Consider the following 16,364-nt stretch of genomic DNA (forward strand, 5'->3'; position numbering starts at 1 on the left):
TTCAGAGGGCGGATGGGGGGGCGGCCGACTGCTCGGTCTCCCGCTCCTCGTCCTCGGCGGCCCTGACGGCCTCGTCGTTGGTGGCCGCTTCCTGGGCCCGCTCCCGCTCGATGAGGGCGGCGGCGCGCTCCTGCTGCTCCTCGGGCACCAGGATTTCCCACCAGGGAAGCAGGGTGCCCGTGGTCAGCTTGTCCACCACGCCCGAGCGACCCGCGCGCACCAGCACCGGGATGTCCGTCTCCTGGAGCAGCTCCACGAAGACCTCCACCATCAGCGGGTTGTCCGTGGTGCCCGCGCGCACGAAGACGCGCTTGTCCAGTTCATGCGGGAGCGGGAGCCCCCGGCTGCGCATCTCTCCTACGTCCACCAACCGTGGGTTGCCTGGACAGTCCGAGCATTGCTCGATGTCGTCCCGGTATTCCGATCCGCACCTGGCGCAGTACTTCATGTCTGTCCCTCCTGCCCGTGGATGTCCTGGAGGGACATAGTAGGTCTGGTGTCCTGCCGCGGCACCGGGGGCCAGTCCTTCCGTTCACTGCCGGGCGTCGTCGTCGCCCTGCCAGCGGCGGGCCTCGTCTCCCAGGCTGCCGACGGCGCTGCTCAACCGCTCCACGTCGATGGGCTTGCGCAGCACCAGGTCACAGTGCTCGGCGCCGTCCACCTGGGTGTAGCCGGAGACGAGGATGACGCGGGTGCGTGGCGCGCGAGCCTTCACCCGCCGGGCGAGCTCCGTGCCACACAGCCCCGGCAGCGACTCGTCCGTCACCACCACGTCCGGGAGCGTGCTCTCGAAGGCCCGCAGGCCCGCGAGCCCGTCGTGGGCGGTGACCACGTCGAACTCGAACTCGAGCAGCTCCGCGAGGAGCTCCCGGCTGTCACCATCGTCCTCTACGAGGAGGACCTTGATTCGCTCGGCACCCATGCGTCTGGGTAACTCTGGCCCTTGTCGGATTCGTCCGCCGCGAGGACGCGGGGCCAGGTGCCTCGTCGCCTGGAGGGCAGGCGGGTGGAAGAGCCCCCCTCACCGGCGGGCGGGAGGCTGTCCATCTTCGAGCCTTGGAGGTGATGCCATGAAGGTGTTGATGCGGGGCGTGCATCTGACCCTGACGGAGTCGCTGAGGGACTACCTGCAGGAGCATCTGGTGCGCCACATCGAACGGTATGCGGACGACGAGGCGGCGGAAATCGACATCTCGCTGGTGGACATCAACGGTCCGAAGGGTGGGGTGGACAAGGAGTGCCGGGTGACGGTGCGCATGCCAAACTTCGCTTCCGTGCATGTCACCGAGCGGGCGGAGACGCTGTTTCCCGCCATCGACGCGGCGCGTGACCGGCTGGAGCGCACCCTGCGCAAGGCCGTGGACAAGCGCCGTGACGTGCACACGGACGGGCTGCCCGACGACGTGGCGGCGAACGTTCCGAGCTATTAGCCGGGGGCCTGCCTCGGTGTAGGGCCCGGTCTTCCCGGTCGTCCACCGGGCGGCCGGGCCCGCGTTGTCCGCTGCCCGAATCTTGCTGGGTCCGAATGGTGAACGCTATAAGCGGAACCCTTCACCCATGGGCTAAAGGACGGCGATGGTCCGCCTCAAGTTCCTCCTCTTCGCGTTCCTGGTCATTGGACTGGGGCTTGCTCATCTCCCGATGCTGTCGGGACCGCTTCGCGCGCGCGCGGTGGACGGAGCCACGGCCCAGTCCGCCTCGGGTGTTGCCGAGGTGGCGCGTCGCGTGGACGCGCGTCGCGCGGAGGTGCAGGCGCTGGCGCTGAAGCTGGCCGCCACGCCGGACGTCGCCTCCGCTGTCCACGCGCTGCTTCCCCCCAAGCCCGTCGCCTCCGTGCGTCCCCCGTCGCGGGACAAGGACAAGGCCGACGACAAGGACGCCCTCCAGCCGCTGACGGCGGAGCGCTTCACCGCTGTGCGGACGGCCGTCGAGGCCGTGCTGCCCAAGGAGCTCAAGGGCGCGGTGGTGGCGCTGGCCGCGCCGGACGCCGCGTTCCATGCCGTCGCGGGCGCGGAGCCGTCCTCGGATGCCACGAAGCTGGACGTCGCCGCGCTGGCGAAGGCCGGCACCTCGGTGGTGGACGCGCTCGGTGCGGCGCACGTTTTCGCCTCGGTGCCCGTGCTGTGGGGCGGGGACTTCGGCATGCAGCCGGCGGTGACGCTGGTGGTGGGCGCGCCGCTGCTCGACGAGGGCGCGCTGGAGGCCGCGGTGCAGGCCACCGGCGTCTCCGCGCTCGGGTTGGTGAAGGGGGACTCGGTGACGGCCGTGGGGCCGGACAAGTTGCTCGCGGAGGGCTCGCTGGCGCAGTTGGCCAACGCGAGCGGAGTGGTGCTGCGCCGCGGCAGCCTCCAGAACCTGGGCCCGCTGGGCCTGCCTCTCATGACGGAGGGCGATGCCATGGGAGGCAAGGCGCCCCTGTCGGTGGGCTCTCGCCGCGCGCTGGAAGGCACGCCGCTGGAAGTGCTCGCGGTGGCCGGGACGCAGCCGGTGCTGGGTGCGCTGGCGGACTACCAGCAGAACGCGCTCGTCGCGCTGGCGGGGCTCCTGGGCCTGACGCTGGTGTGGACGGTGCTGATGGGTGGCTCCCGCTCGGGCTCTGGCGACGACGTGCAGGGCACCTCCGACACGCTCAGCCTGTCGGCCGCGATGGCGGCGAATGCGCAGATGCACGCGCAGGTTCCTCACGCGCCGCAGCCGGTGGCGCCCACGCCGACGCCAGGTCCGCTGCCAGACCCGTTCGCCTCGGCTCCGTTCGCCGCCCCGCCGACGCCGGGCCCGTTGCCGGACCCGTTCGCGCGTGGGGCTCCTCCTCCGGCGGTGGCTCCCCTGTCGGATCCGTTCTCCATGGCGCCCCCGCCTCCGGTGGCCCAGCCCTTCGGCTCGGCGGACCCGTTCTCCATGGCGCCTCCGCCTCCGGCGGCCCATCCGTTCGGCTCGGGGGACCCCTTCGCGCTGCCGCCTCCGGCCCCCGCGCCGGTGTCGAACCCGTTCGCTTCGGCGGATCCGTTCGCGCAGGCGGATGCGTTTCCGTTCCCCGCGCCGCCTCCCGCGATTCCGCCGCCTCCCGCGGCCAGTCCGTTCGGTTCGTCGGGCGCGTCCATGCCCTTCGAGCCCGAGCCGGGTGGCTTCTCCGCCTCGGGTGAGCCCCTGTCGACGGCGTCGCCTCGGCGCGGCGCTTTCGCCTTCGAGGACCAGCCCACGGCGGCGTACACGCTCCAGCAGGCGGCGAACCCGTTCGCCCTGGCGGCTGCTCAGTCGCCGGACAACCCGGAGACGACGCGCGTCGCGGCCATTCCGCGCGAGCTGCTCCAGGCCAGCGCCCGGCCGGCCGAGGTCCCCATTCCGTTGCCGCCTCGCGCGGGGGGGCCCGCCGCCATTCCTCTCCCGGGCGCGGGCCCGTCGGGCAACTCCGCGGTGGCGCTCTCCGAGGAGCAGCACTTCCAGGAGGTCTTCCGCGAGTTCGTCACCACCCGTGAGCGGTGTGGCGAGCCGGCCGACGGCCTGACGTACGACAAGTTCGTGCAGAAGCTGCGCAAGAACAAGGAGCAGCTCGTCCAGAAGTACGCCTGCAAGACGGTGCGCTTCCAGGTCTACGTGAAGGAAGGCAAGGCCGCTCTCAAGGCCACGCCCGTCAAGGACTGAGCGCGGCTTCCACCGCGTGACGACATCGGAGCCCGGGGCGACACATCGCCTCGGGCTCTGTGCTTTTCAGGTGCTGGTGCTGAACCGGGCCCGGGCGATGGCTCCTGGCGAGGCTGCCTACGGGGCGCTCGCGGCGCCGGTCGCCATGAGGTCCGCGCGTGGGAGCACCACGCTGAAGCGCGCGCCCTGGCCCGGCTCTCCGCCGACCTCGAGCTTGCCGCCATGCTCCTGGAGGATGCGCGCGGCGATGGCCAGCCCCAGGCCCGTTCCGCCGTCCTTGGTGGTGAAGTAGGGCTCGAAGATGCGGGCGCGGTGCTCGGCGGGGATGCCCGGGCCGCTGTCCTCGACTTCGATGATGGCGTCCGCGTCGGTGCCCTTCACTCGCACGCGCAGGTGGCCACCCTTGCCGGTCATGGCCTCCTCGGCGTTCTTCACCAGGTTGACCAGCACCTGCGTCAGCATGTCCCGGTCCACGCGCGCCACCACGCCCGTCTGGAGCGCCGGGAGTATCTGGATGCCCTCGGGAGGTGTCGCGTAGAGGGCCAGCACGCTCTGCGTCAGCTCGGACAGGTCCACGGGCGCCAGTTGCGGCTTGGGCATCCTCGCGAAGCGGCTGAACTCGTCGACGATGCGCCGCAGCCGGTCCACCTCTTCCAGCACCACGCCCGCGCTCTCCTTGAAGAACTCCGGGAAGCGAGGGTGCCCGGCCTCCTGCGCCGCCAGCAGCGTCTCCAGCGACATGCGGATGGGCGTCAGCGGGTTCTTGATTTCGTGGGCCAGTCGCCGCGCCACTTCCTGCCACGCGGCGATGCGCTCACTGGCCACCAGTCGTTCCGTCGTCGCCTTCAGCTCGGACGTCATGTGGTTGAACGTCCGGACCAGCTCGCCCACCTCGCCCGTGGCGGCGGCCGTCACCTGGACATCCAGCGCGCCTTCCGCCACGCGCCGGGCACCCTCGGTGAGCGCCTCCACCGGCCGGGTCATCCACCGCGACACCAGCAACCCGAGCAGCATGGCGAAGGCGCCACCCAGTCCGGCCAACAGGAGGAAGGCGCGCATGACGCCTTCCTCGGCCTCGCGCGCGGCGGCACGGCTGAAGACGAGTCGCACCGTGGCGGCGTCGCCCAGGGGCAGCTCGCGCGCCACCGTGGGAGGCAGCGCCGTGCCGGCCCGGGCCAGCTCGGTGTCACCAGAGACGAGCGAGACTTGCGCCTGGGTCAGCCGCGCGAGGTGCTGGGCCAGACTGTCGTCGAGCAGCACCCCGCCCACCGCCCACAGGCGCAGGTCCCCGTAGTCCACCGGGCGCGCGGTGACGAGCGCCGGCATCTGTCGCAGGCCCGAGGAGGTGCGCACCTCCACTCGCACCGGGACGGGCTTCGACGAGGCCACTTTCGTGACGGCGAAGAGGGCCGGGTCCGGGTCTCCGCGCCGCGCGGGCAGGTGTCCGGAGGACAGCACCGTGCCGCCCCGGTCGAAGAGGGCGAGCACCGTCAGCCCCCGCGTCTTCATCAGCGCTTCCGCCGTGCCTGCTTGAATGGCTCGGGTGGGGCGCTCTCGGGCCTCGCGGGCGAGGTCCTCCATGGCGGCGCTGTCCACCAGCTCCTCCACCGCGCGTCGGGCGGTGGTGGCCGAGCGCTCCAGCGACTCCTGGGCGCTGGTGGTGGCGGCCTGCATCCGTGCGTCCAGTTCACGGGACAACGTGTCGCGCAGGCGCGAGAGGGTGGGCAGCACCACCACCGCGAGCGGCACCAACGCGAGCAGGGCGAAGGCGAGGGCCAGCCGGGTCCTCAGGCGCAAGGGGCCATCCTCCAGACCGCGCCTCGTGGCCAGCAACTCAAGCGGTCCTCGACGCCCTCCCTCGCGCGCGTCATGGACGCCCCCCGGTCCCCGCTCCCTCGGGTGGAAGAATGAAGGCGCCGTCCAGCATGGGCAGGCCCTGCGCATCCATCACCAGTCCGCCCACTTCCGGCACCACGCGCAGCCCGAGCCCTTGCGCGTACAGCGGGAGCAAGGGCAGCGATGCGGCGAGCGCCAGGGCCCGCTCGCGAACCCGAGCATCCCGCGCCGCCGCGTCCGACAGCGCGCCGATTGCGGGCAGCTCCACGCCCAGCAGGTCCTTGCGCCCCCCCGCGTCCAGCACCACCGCCAGGGCGGGGCCAGGAACAGGCGGAAGGAGCAGCGCGTGCAGCATCAGCTCGAAGTCGCCCTTGGCCCAACGGGCGCGCAGCGCGGAGCGCGTGAGGGGCTCCAGGGCCACGGTGTAGCCCCGCTCGTGCAGCTTCACCTGGATGCGCTCGGCCACCGCGCGCTGGTCCTCCAGCGCCGCGTCGTAGACGAGCGTCACCGTGCGCGCCGGACCCGATGCGGGCGCCGCCGGGCGAGGCTTGGGCCCCTGTTGCATCAGCGCGGGTGGCAGCAGGTGCGGCATGGGCACCGCCGGGCCGCGCACGAAGAGGCGCGTGAGGTCCTCGCGGTCGATGGAGCTCTCCACTGCCTGCCGGAAGTCCGCCGGAACGCGCCGGGGCGAGAAGGCGAGATAAGTGGCGTAGAGCAGTGCGCCCGACGCGTTGTCCGTCTCCGAGGCGACCCCCAGCTCCAACTGTGCCTGCCGGGTGGACCAGAGCCGGGCCAGTCCCCGCTCATCCGTGGAGGTGAGCAGCAGCCGGTCCAGGTACGGGCGCCCACGTGGCCAGCCGAGCTGCGCATCCAGCGTCCCGCGCCCCGCCGAGGAGAACGGGCCCGGAGTCGACGAGGCCACGGGCGCGGCCAGGGCCGGGTGGCACAGCGCGCGCTCCAAATCGGGCCACGGAAACGAGAGCGCGAGCTCCAGCGAGGCACCGCTCGCGTTGACCTGCCGTCCCTCGCCGCGCAGCGGATAGAGCAGGGCGCGGTAGGGCGAAGCCCCTTCGGTGCTGGACAGTCGCATCCACGCACGCGCCAGGGCACCCGCCGTGGCGGCATTGGGGAGCATCACCCGCGCGGATTGCGGAGTAGGGCGCGACAACTCACGGGCCAGCGTGGGGCGCGCCTCGCCTTCCGGTGTCACAGCGCAGACAGGCCGGGACAACAGCCCCAGCAGCGTGGCTTCGAGAGGAGTGTCGGCGAGCGCGGGCTCTCCAATCTCGGGCGGCCCGGCATGGGCCACGCGCAGCTCTCCGCCATAACGGGGCCGTCCGGCCGCGAGCGCGGACGCGGAGCCCAGGAGCACGAGACTGGCGAGGGCGATGCGACGGGACTTCATGGAGCACCCTGGCGAAGGAGGAACAGCTCACCGGTGCCATCCGGCTTCCACAGGCCCACGACCACTTCACGGCGCTCGTCGCCATCCAGGTTGGCCGTCACCACGAACAACGCGCGCCCCGCGGGCAGCGCGCCCTGCCACAGCGGCTCGTGCACCGTGGGGTCTCCTCCGTTGAGGGAGTGGACGCGGAGCACGTCCGGTGAAGGCTGGAGCAGGGTGGACGTGGTGATCAGCTCCGGCGTGCCGTCTCCGTCCAGGTCGCCCAGGGCACTGCCCGCGCCCAGCGCGCTCAGCCGCGTCGGCGCCGCACCCGCGCGCGGATAGAGTGAGCCGGTTCCATCCGCGTGCACGAAGAGCATCCTCGGCGGCGCGAGGCTCGCGGTGGTGAAGGGCGCGGAGGGTGTCACGGGCTTGCCGTCCGCGAGCCGCACCTCGGCCTGGAACGCGGTCTGCCCGGGGACGAAGCTTCCTCGCTCCACGGGCCCCAGCGGCGCGCTGTCCAGCGTGCCCACGGGCCGCAGCGTGCTTCGACCCTTCTCCAGCACGAGCACTTCTCCGTGCGCGCGACGCGTACTCCACGCGGCCAGCCGGGGTGGCCCCGACAGCACGGCCAGCGCGCCAAAGGGCTCCCGCGTGGCGGCGTTGCCGAAGGGCAGTGCGCCCAGCTCCCTGCGGGCCAGCAGCCGTCCATCCGCCGCGAAGACGGACACGTCCGCCTCCGTCAGCACCGCGATTTCGTCGCGGCCATCCCCGTCCAGGTCTCCCGCCGCGAGCGCCGCCACGGGCTGCTCCAGCCGGACCAGCGTCGCACCCAGAAGTCGGATGCCCCGAGGACCACTCGTGGGAGGCGACGTCGTCGAGGGGGCCACCGAGGCCAGGGCGAGCACCTCCGCGTCCGCGTCCACCGACTCGACGAGCGCGCCCGCCGGCCGAGCGGGGCGTGTCGGCGCGCGGCCCGACCAGAAGTTGACCCACGTGCCCAGCGCGTCCCCACGGGCCCGCAAGGCGCCTGCCTCCACATCCAGCGTCAGCCTCACCAGCGTGCGCGCCCCCTGCGCGCGCGCCACGCCCTCGGCGGCCTCGGCGCTCGCGGCGTCCACCACGGTGGGCGCCAATCCCTCCGCCGACAGTCGCGCCGCGAGCACGCTGCCGACGGCGCGTCGCAGCTCGGCCGAGCCTCCCGAGAAGTACAGCGCCACGGGCGCCTCGGCGGGCAGGGCGCGCACGGAGGCGGACAGCTCCCGCGCGAGTCGCTGGACGGCCGAGGCGGTTTCGTCGGGGGAAGTCTGCGATGCGGCACTGGCCGCGAAGGCGAAAAGCAGCGGTGCGAGGACCCGGGCTCGGCTCACAGACCCTTCCTGTTGCCTTCGTTGAGGAAGAACTCGTCGGTCGTCACCTGGCCCGGAGGCGGGGCCTCGGCGGTGGGCTGGGTGCCCTCGAGGAACGGCTCCAACCGGCCTGGGACGGAGGCGCCAGCCAGCAGCCCGGTGGCGGGGTCGATGCGAACCTGGAGGATGCCGGCGGGCACCTCGAAGTCGCGCGCGGGCAGGCCCTCGTGGGCCACGCGCATGAACTGGAGCCAGATGGGCAGCGCGGCGCGACCACCCGTCTCGCTGCTCCCCAGCGGCGAATTGTTGTCGAAGCCCACCCACGCGCTGGCCACCCAGTCCACCGTGTAGCCGGAGAACCACGTGTCCTTGGACTCCTGCGTGGTGCCCGTCTTGCCAGCGGCGGGGCGATTCAGCTCGCGCACGGCCTTGGCCGTGCCTTCCTCCACCACGCTGCGCATCAGGGACGTGGTGAGGTACGCGACGGCGGGAGAAAGCGTCTCCTCGAAGGCTGGCTGATGCTCCTCCAACACCTTGCCGCGCGAGTCGCGCACGCGCAGCAGCATGAGCGGCTCCGCGTAGCGGCCATTCGCCTGGAGCGTGGAGTAGGCGTTCACCGCCTCCAGCATCGTCACCTCGCCGGTGCCCAGCGCCAGCGTCAGGTTCTCCGGCATCGGCGAGTGGATGCCCGCCCGTCGCGCGAAGTCGATGACGGTGGGGGGCGTGAGCGCCTCGATGAGGCGCACGGACACCGTGTTCTTCGACTTGGTGAGGGCCGTGCGCAGCGTCATCGGCCCTTCGAACCGCCGGTCGTAGTTCTGCGGCTTCCACGCCTTGCCCGTGTACGGGTCCCGGATGGACTCCGGCGCGTCGTTCACTTGAGACAGCGGCGTGTAGCGTCCGCTGCCCAGCGCCGCGGCGTAGAGGAAGGGCTTGAAGGACGAGCCCGGCTGACGCCTGGCCTGCGTCGCGCGGTTGAACGACGAGCGCGCGGCGTCATACCCGCCCACCAGCGCCACCACGTTGCGGTTCTCCGGGCGGATGACCACGAGGCCACCTTGCACGAGCGGCACCTGGTCCAGCGTGGCCTCCACGAACGCCGGCGCGGGAGGCGCCTTCAGGATGCGCACGTAGACGAGCTGCCCCTTGGCGAACACGTCCGAGATGTTCTTGGGGGCGCCCTTGCCCTTCTGTCGGGCCCAGGTGACGGTGGAGTACGCAATCTCCGCGGTGCGGCCCACCAGGTCCACGCGCGCCACGTTCCGCTTCTCGTCCAGCTCGGTCACGTAGCCCGTCAACCGCAGCCCTTCCGACAGGGGCTTCAGCAGCACGGCGCGCACCATCAGCTCCTCCTCGGAGGGAGGGGCCTCGTCCTCGGGCGTGAGGTCCGGGCGCTGCTCCTCCGCGCCATCCTCCTCGGTCTCCACCTTCGGCTCCGGCGTCGCCGCCTTCTCCTCCTGCGCGAGAGGCGCCAGGTCCGCCACGTAGCCCTGGTCCTTCAGTCGGCGGCCCGCCTCCTCGATGCGCGTGGCGACCATGCCGCGCAGGCGAGCCCACTTCTCATCCTCCAGCGTGCCTCGCGGACCCCGGTAGCCCTGGCGCCTGTCCACGGCCTCCAGGCCTTCACGCACGGCCTGCTCGGCGGCGACCTGGAGCTTGGGCACCATGGCGATGTCCACCCGCAGGCCACCATTCATCACCGCGTGCTCGCCATAGCGCTCGATGAGCGTGCGACGAATTTCCTCCGCGTAGTACGGGCCCACGCCCCGCTCGGGGCGCGGGGCCAGGACGATGGGCTTGTCCAGCTCCGCTTCCGCCACGTCGCGCGGCACGAAGCCGTGGTTGGCCATCTGCCCGAGCACGTACCGCTGACGCGACTTCGCCCGCGTCATGTTCGTCTCCGGGTTGATGCGGTGGGGAATCTGCACCGTGCCCGCCAGCACCGCGGCCTCGCCCACGTTCAACTCCTTGGCGTGCTTGCCAAAGTAATAGAGCGCGGCCTCCTCCACGCCGTAGCGGCGCTTCCCGTAATAGGACTGGTTGATGTAGAGGCCGAGAATCTGGTCCTTGGTGAGCGCCTCCTCGACGCGCGGGGTGAGGATCCACTCGCGAATCTTGCGCGACAGGCTGCGCTCGGGCGTGAGCAGCAGGTTCTTCACCACCTGCTGCGTAATCGTGGACGCGCCGGACTTGCGGCTGCCGGGGATGAGGTTCTTGATGGCGGCGCGGGCGATGCCGAACGGGTCCAGGCCCACGTGCTTGTAGAAGTCCGCGTCCTCGGCGGCCAGGAAGGCATCGCGGACATGGGGCGGCAGGTCCGCGACGCGCACCACGGTGCGCTTCTCATGCGCGTACTCGGCGCAGATGCTCCCGTCCGCGCACGTCACCTTGGTGACCTGGGGCAGCTCGTAGTGCTGGAGCGCGTCCACCGAGGGCAAATCCCGGCTGTAGTAGACGTACGCCCCCACGCCGACCAGCACGACGAGCAGCAGGCCCACGGCGCCGGTGATGAGCAGCCGCCGGGTCCACTTCCAGAGGCGCGCGCCAAACCCGGGGCGGGGCGGAAGGGGCGCGGGCGCCGGGACGGGAGGCGGGGGAGCTTCGGGCGGAGTGGGCATCACAGGGGCCAGGGTCATGTGCTTCTCGACGGGGGCTGCACGTTAGACCAAGTCGGATTTTGAATTCGGGAATCGGACCGGGCCGCACCCGGAGGCTGGCCTCCAGGCAGGGGAGCGCTACGGCGTTTCGGGCATCGGGGAGAGCACCTCCCGTGCCCGAGGCTCGGGCGAGTCCAGGTCCACCTGGGCCACGCGGCTCAGGCGGTCCGCGTTGACGCGGGCCTGGACGTAGCGCGGGGACAGCCGGGTGGCGGTGCCGTACGCGGCGCGGGCCTCTTCCTTGCGGCCCAGTCGCTCCCACGCCACGCCGAGGTTGTTGTGCACGTAGGCCACGTTCGGCAGCAGCTCCGCGGCTTGCGTGAGCACCTCGGCGGCCTTCGCGTTCTCTCCCGCGCGCAGGTACGCGAAGCCCAGGTTGTTGAGCGCGTAGCCATGCTCGGGGTCCAGGTGCACGGCCTGCTGGAAGCGGAGGATGGCCGACGCCAGCTCCCCGCCCACCAGGTGCGCGCGGCCGAGCACCTGGTATGCCTCCGCGTCCTCCGGAGCGCGCAGCACCGCCTCCTCGCCCACGCGCACCGCCTCCCCGTGGCGCCCCAGGGACACGAGCAGTCGGGCCTGCTGGATGAGGGCCCCCGCGTCCTCGGGCACCAGGCTTCCCAGCCGCGCGTACGCCAGCAGCGCGACGTCGGACTGGCCCTGGAGGCGGGCGAGCCGGGCGGCCAGCGTCAGCGCGTCCGTGTCGGCCGGGTCGTCATGCAGCGCGCGACGCACCTCGGTGAGGGCGCCGGACACGTCGCCCAGCTCGCGCAGGGAGCGCGCGCGGCCCAGGTGGTCCACGCGTCGACCGTGCTCGTGGGTGAGCGCCAGGACATCCTCGGGCGCCGGGCGGGGAGGCTGCCCGACGGTGGGGCTCGGGCCTTCCGGCGGGGCGAGGGGAATGGGGAGGGGAGCCTCGGTGAAGCCCTGGACCGCCTCAGGGCCCGTGCCCGTGTCGCGGGTGCGCGCCGCGTGCTGGTCGGCGAGGGCGAGCCACGGGCGCCACGTGGCCGGCAGAGGCACGTCGCTCCACGCGGCCAGGCCGAGCGCGGCGAGGCAGGTGGGCAGCAGGGACTTCTTCAGCGCGGGGGGCAGGGTGAAACCCAGGGTGCGGCGGGTGGCCTTCCTCGTCCTCGGGCTCATGGCGACCTCGACTCCAGGCGGGGCGTCCGAGAAGGACGCTCCGGGCGGACACCTGTGGGCGTCCTCCCACCCGGGGCTATTGCGATGGCCGTGCCAGGGGCCTGCCCCGAGGGCATGAGACAGGGTGTGTCCCTGGGGCCGCACGCGAGGGGAAAACCGTGGCGGGGGCGTGGGTGTCGTGCGACGGTGCCCGCGATGAAAATCGCCACCTGGAACGTGAACTCGGTGAGGGCCCGTCAGGAGCGGCTGCTCGAGTGGCTGAAGAGCGCGCAGCCGGACATCCTCTGCCTTCAGGAGCTGAAGTGCACGGAGGACGACTTCCCGATGGAGGCCGTGCGCGACGCCGGCTACCACGCGGCGGTCCACGGGCAGAAGACCTACAACGGCGTGGCCATCCTCGCGAAGGAGGAGCCACGCGACGTGGTGAAGGGGCTGTCGGACGGCGTGGATGACACGCATGCGCGCCTCATCGCCGCGACGGTGGCCGGCATCCGCGTGGTGAGCGCGTACGCGCCCAATGGCCAGACGGTGGACTCGCCCCAGTACGAGTACAAGCTCGAGTGGTACGGACGCCTGCGGCGCTACCTGGACACGCGGCACAAGCCCGACGAGGCGCTGGTGCTCGGCGGCGACTGGAACGTGGCGCCCGAGGACATCGACACCTACGACCCGAAGCTGTGGGAGGGCCAGACGCTCTTCACGCTGAAGGAGCGGGATGCGCTCCAGCGGCTGCGCGCGTTCGGACTGACGGATGCGTACCGGAAGCTGTACCCGGACACGCAGCGCTTCTCGTGGTGGGACTACCGGATGCTCGGCTTCCCGAAGAACCTGGGGCTGCGCATCGACCACCTCTACGTGTCGGCGCCGCTGGTGCCCAGGCTGACGGGCTCGGACACGGACCGCGAGGCGCGCAAGGGCAAGCAGCCCTCGGACCATGCGCCGGTGTGGTTGGAACTGCGGGACTGAAGTGGGGAGGACAGCCGTGATTCAGCTGCGATGGCCGATGGTGTGCGTGGGGCTGGGGATGTTCCTCGTGGGCTGTGCGTCCGCGGGCAAGCCGCCCGAGGCCGCGGAGGCGCCCGAGCCCGTGCCCGCGCACCAGACCTTCACGCTGGAGTCCGCGAAGCTGAAGGAGGTCCGCCACATCGCCGTCTACACGCCTCCTGGCTACGACGCGGCGAAGGACACGCGCTTCCCGGTGCTCTACATGCCCGACGGTGGGCTCAAGGAGGACTTCCCGCACGTCGCCTCCGCCGTGGACGCGGCCATTCGCGCGGGCGAGCTGCGGCCGCTGCTCGTGGTGGGCGTCGAGAACACGGTGCGGCGGCGCGACATGACGGGGCCCACCACGGTGGCCACCGACAAGGAGGCCGCGCCCATCTCGGGAGGCTCGGACGCGTTCCGGGCGTTCTTTCGCGACGAGCTGATGCCGGAGGTCCGCCAGCGCTATCGCGTGACGGAGGAGCGGGCCATCATCGGGGAATCGCTCGCGGGACTGTTCATCGTGGAGACGTTCTTCCTGGAGCCGGAGCTGTTCGGCACGTACCTCGCGCTGAGCCCCAGCATCTGGTGGAACGCGGAGTCGCTGGTGCGTCAGGCGGGTGAGCGACTCACGGCGCGCTCGGACCTGAAGGCCGCGCTGTACGTGTCCTCCGCGAACGAGGTGGATGACATCGTCCCCGCCGTCGAGCGGCTGCGCGAGGTCCTCCGGGTGAGCGCGCCCACGGGCTTGAAGTGGGAGGTCGAGCCTCGGCCGGACCTCCGCCACGACAACATCTACCGGTCCACCGCGCCGGCTTTGCTGCGCAAGTGGCTGCCTCCCGTGGCCGCCGAGACCGCGCGGTAGGGCCGTCGTCGCGGGGGACAGCAGAGAGCGCCCAGCCTTCACACCCGGCCTGGATTAGAGTCGGAGCCCCATGCCCGTCATCCGACTCGACTGTACGAAGTGCGACCGGACGTTTGCGCCGGGCTCCGTGCTGAACCTGTGCACGTCCTGCAGTGCTCCCCTCTTCGCGCGCTACGACCTGGAGCGCGCGGCGAAGACGCTTCGGCCCGAGGCCCTGGCGACGCGGGAGCGCTCCATGTGGCGCTATCACGAGGTGATGCCCGTGGAGGACCCCGCGCAGCGGCTCAGCCTGGGCGAAGGCTACACGCCGCTGCTCCATGCGCCGCGCCTGTCGGAGTGGCTGGGGCTGAAGCGCGTCATGGTGAAGGACGAGGGCGGAAATCCCACCGGCTCGTTCAAGGCGCGCGGCCTGTCGGCGGCGGTGTCCATGGCGAAGGTGCTGGGGGCGAAGGCGGTGTGCCTGCCCTCCGCGGGCAACGCCGGGAGCGCGCTGGCGGCCTATGCGGCGCGGGGTGGCCTGGAGGCGCACGTCTTCGTGCCCAAGGACATCGCGAGCCTCTTCCTCATGGAGACCCGTGCCTACGGCGCGCACGTCGAGACGGTGGACGGCCTCATCACCGACGCGGGCAGGGTGTGCGCCAGCCTCGCGCGTGAGCATGGCTGGTACGAGTGCGCCACGCTGAAGGAGCCCTACCGCGTGGAGGGCAAGAAGACGATGGGCTACGAGCTGGCGGAGCAACTGGATTGGACGCTGCCGGACGTCATCCTCTACCCGACGGGCGGAGGCACCGGACTCATCGGCATGTGGAAGGCGTTCGAGGAGATGGAGACCATGGGGCTCATCGGCTCGAAGCGTCCCCGGATGGTCGCGGTGCAGGCGGAGGGCTGCGCGCCCATCGTGAAGGCGCATGCGGAAGGTCAGCCGGATGCGCCCATGTGGCCCGGGGCGACGACGCACGCGCACGGCCTTCGCGTGCCGAAGGCGCTGGGCGACTTCCTCATCCTCCGCGCCGTGAAGGCCAGCGGAGGGACGGCCATCTCCGTCACCGAGGAGGAAATCGTGCAGGGCACGAAGGAGCTCGCGGCCTCCGAGGGACTCTTCGCGGCGCCCGAGGGCGGGGCCTGCGTGGCCGCGCTGCGCAAGCTCCAGTCCGCGGGCCAGGTGGCGCCGGACGAATCCGTGGTGGTCTTCAACACGGGCACGGGCTTCAAGTACGTGGAGAACATGGCCCCGCTCTGGTGAGCGCGGCCACGAGCCCCGTCGACAGCGGTGTCGCCTCCTTCGTCGAGGTGCGCCGCGATTCCCAAGCGGGCCTCGCGACAAGGTGCGGTGCGTCAAGCCTGGCCGAGTCCCTCAAGAGGCAACAAGTCGCACCTGAATCGCGGTGTGGCGCCCATGATGAGCGACGCGCTCGATGCGCCACTCGAACGGCGAGCACCCGTGCAGGAAGCGCCGCGGGTGGCCCAAGATGGGGAGTGCGCTCAATAGAAGCCACGCTCGACTCGTGACGCGCCACGGGTGCGCCTCGAACGGTGAGGAGTCTCCCTTGAATCATGTCCCGCGCCGCCCGCTGAGAGCCGCACCCCGCGATGTTTCCTCCAGCGCGAGCAGTCCCTCGCCCGGAGAGCCCGCCCTCCTGTGTGAGGGCACCGGCCGCGCGAAGGTGCGCCGGGAGGTTCGGGGGGACTCGGGGCGGCGGGTGCGTGTCTTCGTGGGTGGAGTACTGGCCCTGTGCCTCACCCACTGCGCGACCTCACCCACGGCCTCGCGCACGGCCCCACCGCCACAGGCCCCTGAAACGCCCACCGTGGCCTCGGATGGCCGCGTGCACGCCCGACCCCATGCGGCGACCACCGAGCCAGGGCCGCTGGGGCTGCATCCGCTGGGCCTCGGTGGCGCGCGGGACGGACTGCTCTACGTGCCTCGCTCCTATCGTCCGGAGCAGCCCGCGGCGCTGATGCTGGTGTTGCACGGCGCGAGGGGAAACGCGGGACAGATGCTGGAGGCGATGCAGGCGTTCGCGGAGGCCGAAGGCCTCATCCTGTTGATACCGGAGTCGCGAGGCGTGACGTGGGACCACAAGCTGGCCACCCCGGGCGCGGACCTGGCATTCCTCGACCGGGCCCTGGCCCATGTCTTCGCGCGCTATGCCGTGGCGAAGGAACATCTCTCCGTCGCGGGCTTCTCGGATGGGGCGTCGTATGCGCTGGCGCTCGGCATCCTCAACGGAGACCTGTTCCCGCGCATCCTCGCCTTCTCACCCGGGTTCGTTCACGCGGCGGAGCCTCGGGGTGTGCCGCGCGTCTTCATCTCCCACGGGGACAAGGACGCGGTGCTCCCCGTCGAGCAGGCGGGCCGGCGCATCGTCGCCGAGCTGGGCGCCGCGGGCTTCGACGTGCGCTACCACGAGTTCGCGGGCGGCCACTCCCTTCCCGCCGACGTCCTCCGCGTCGCCGCGCAATGGCTTCGCGAGACGACCGCGCCCGTGAGCGCGGAGTGACTCACGGGC

At 71.7% G+C, this 16,364-nt stretch carries 13 protein-coding genes; 6 read left to right on the forward strand and 7 right to left on the reverse strand.

All coding sequences use genetic code 11. The features are described 5' to 3' along the window. Window position 1: 1 nt before the first annotated feature. Together HUA74_RS03515 and HUA74_RS03520 are read right to left on the reverse strand one after the other, a co-directional pair. Entirely contained in the window at window positions 2-448 is a 447-nt protein-coding gene (locus tag HUA74_RS03515) for a putative signal transducing protein (protein WP_174453409.1), read from the reverse strand. 84 nt (window positions 449-532) lie between these two features. Then, entirely contained in the window at window positions 533-922 is a 390-nt protein-coding gene (locus tag HUA74_RS03520) for a response regulator (protein WP_141644111.1), read from the reverse strand. 148 nt (window positions 923-1,070) lie between these two features. On the opposite strand from HUA74_RS03520, the gene hpf reads away from it, so the two are divergent. Together hpf and HUA74_RS03530 are read left to right on the forward strand one after the other, a co-directional pair. Then, window positions 1,071-1,430, forward strand: coding sequence for a ribosome hibernation-promoting factor, HPF/YfiA family (gene hpf, locus HUA74_RS03525; protein ID WP_141644110.1), 360 nt, complete (start codon window positions 1,071-1,073; stop codon window positions 1,428-1,430). Between the two features lie 145 nt (window positions 1,431-1,575). After that, entirely contained in the window at window positions 1,576-3,642 is a 2,067-nt protein-coding gene (locus tag HUA74_RS03530) for an MXAN_5187 family protein (protein ID WP_174453410.1), read from the forward strand. 117 nt (window positions 3,643-3,759) lie between these two features. Here HUA74_RS03530 and HUA74_RS03535 read toward each other — a convergent pair whose 3' ends face one another. From HUA74_RS03535 to HUA74_RS03555, 5 genes are all read right to left on the reverse strand, one after another. Beyond that, entirely contained in the window at window positions 3,760-5,439 is a 1,680-nt protein-coding gene (locus HUA74_RS03535) for a PAS domain-containing sensor histidine kinase (RefSeq protein WP_174453411.1), read from the reverse strand. Window positions 5,440-5,509: 70 nt separating this feature from the next. Then, window positions 5,510-6,883 (reverse strand): peptide ABC transporter substrate-binding protein, encoded by a 1,374-nt coding sequence (locus HUA74_RS03540; protein WP_174453412.1) that lies wholly within the window; start codon window positions 6,881-6,883, stop codon window positions 5,510-5,512. After that, complete coding sequence (locus HUA74_RS03545) at window positions 6,880-8,232, reverse strand: VCBS repeat-containing protein (RefSeq protein ID WP_174453413.1); 1,353 nt, start codon at window positions 8,230-8,232, stop codon at window positions 6,880-6,882. The genes HUA74_RS03540 and HUA74_RS03545 overlap by 4 nt, the downstream gene beginning before the upstream one ends. Further along, the gene (locus tag HUA74_RS03550; RefSeq protein ID WP_174453414.1) at window positions 8,229-10,847 is read right to left on the reverse strand and encodes a penicillin-binding protein 1A; all 2,619 of its coding nucleotides are present in this window, start codon (window positions 10,845-10,847) and stop codon (window positions 8,229-8,231) included. Before HUA74_RS03550 ends, HUA74_RS03545 begins: the two co-directional genes overlap by 4 nt. A gap of 99 nt (window positions 10,848-10,946) precedes the next feature. After that, on the reverse strand, window positions 10,947-12,008 hold the full coding sequence (locus HUA74_RS03555; RefSeq protein ID WP_174453415.1) for a tetratricopeptide repeat protein: 1,062 nt from the start codon (window positions 12,006-12,008) through the stop codon (window positions 10,947-10,949). Window positions 12,009-12,203: 195 nt separating this feature from the next. On the opposite strand from HUA74_RS03555, the gene xth reads away from it, so the two are divergent. The 4 genes from xth to HUA74_RS03575 all read left to right on the forward strand — a co-directional run bounded on the left by xth (window position 12,204) and on the right by HUA74_RS03575 (window position 16,355). After that, window positions 12,204-12,974 (forward strand): exodeoxyribonuclease III, encoded by a 771-nt coding sequence (gene xth / locus HUA74_RS03560; protein ID WP_141645701.1) that lies wholly within the window; start codon window positions 12,204-12,206, stop codon window positions 12,972-12,974. Between the two features lie 58 nt (window positions 12,975-13,032). Beyond that, window positions 13,033-13,854, forward strand: a complete 822-nt coding sequence (locus HUA74_RS03565) for an alpha/beta hydrolase (RefSeq protein WP_254624929.1) — start codon at window positions 13,033-13,035, stop codon at window positions 13,852-13,854. A 70-nt stretch (window positions 13,855-13,924) separates the two neighbouring features. After that, window positions 13,925-15,097 carry a threonine synthase gene (locus HUA74_RS03570; RefSeq protein WP_174453416.1) on the forward strand — a complete coding sequence of 391 codons (1,173 nt, stop codon included), beginning with the start codon at window positions 13,925-13,927 and terminating at the stop codon, window positions 15,095-15,097. Between the two features lie 304 nt (window positions 15,098-15,401). Then, window positions 15,402-16,355 (forward strand): alpha/beta hydrolase, encoded by a 954-nt coding sequence (locus HUA74_RS03575; protein WP_217443328.1) that lies wholly within the window; start codon window positions 15,402-15,404, stop codon window positions 16,353-16,355. Window positions 16,356-16,364 lie beyond the last annotated feature (9 nt).

The sequence above is a fragment of the Myxococcus sp. CA051A genome, assembly GCF_013336705.1.
GTDB lineage: Bacteria > Myxococcota > Myxococcia > Myxococcales > Myxococcaceae > Myxococcus > Myxococcus llanfairpwllgwyngyllgogerychwyrndrobwllllantysiliogogogochensis.

Excerpts from the sequence above, each read along its gene's own strand:
- HUA74_RS03530 (WP_174453410.1), top strand. The coding sequence starts at position 1,576 with ATGGTCCGCCTCAAGTTCCTCCTCTTCGCGTTCCTGGTCATTGGACTG.
- HUA74_RS03565 (WP_254624929.1), top strand. The coding sequence starts at position 13,033 with ATGTTCCTCGTGGGCTGTGCGTCCGCGGGCAAGCCGCCCGAGGCCGCG.
- HUA74_RS03540 (WP_174453412.1), bottom strand. The coding sequence starts at position 6,883 with ATGAAGTCCCGTCGCATCGCCCTCGCCAGTCTCGTGCTCCTGGGCTCC.
- HUA74_RS03520 (WP_141644111.1), bottom strand. The coding sequence starts at position 922 with ATGGGTGCCGAGCGAATCAAGGTCCTCCTCGTAGAGGACGATGGTGAC.
- hpf (WP_141644110.1), top strand. The coding sequence starts at position 1,071 with ATGAAGGTGTTGATGCGGGGCGTGCATCTGACCCTGACGGAGTCGCTG.
- xth (WP_141645701.1), top strand. The coding sequence starts at position 12,204 with ATGAAAATCGCCACCTGGAACGTGAACTCGGTGAGGGCCCGTCAGGAG.
- HUA74_RS03570 (WP_174453416.1), top strand. The coding sequence starts at position 13,925 with ATGCCCGTCATCCGACTCGACTGTACGAAGTGCGACCGGACGTTTGCG.
- HUA74_RS03550 (WP_174453414.1), bottom strand. The coding sequence starts at position 10,847 with ATGACCCTGGCCCCTGTGATGCCCACTCCGCCCGAAGCTCCCCCGCCT.
- HUA74_RS03515 (WP_174453409.1), bottom strand. The coding sequence starts at position 448 with ATGAAGTACTGCGCCAGGTGCGGATCGGAATACCGGGACGACATCGAG.
- HUA74_RS03555 (WP_174453415.1), bottom strand. The coding sequence starts at position 12,008 with ATGAGCCCGAGGACGAGGAAGGCCACCCGCCGCACCCTGGGTTTCACC.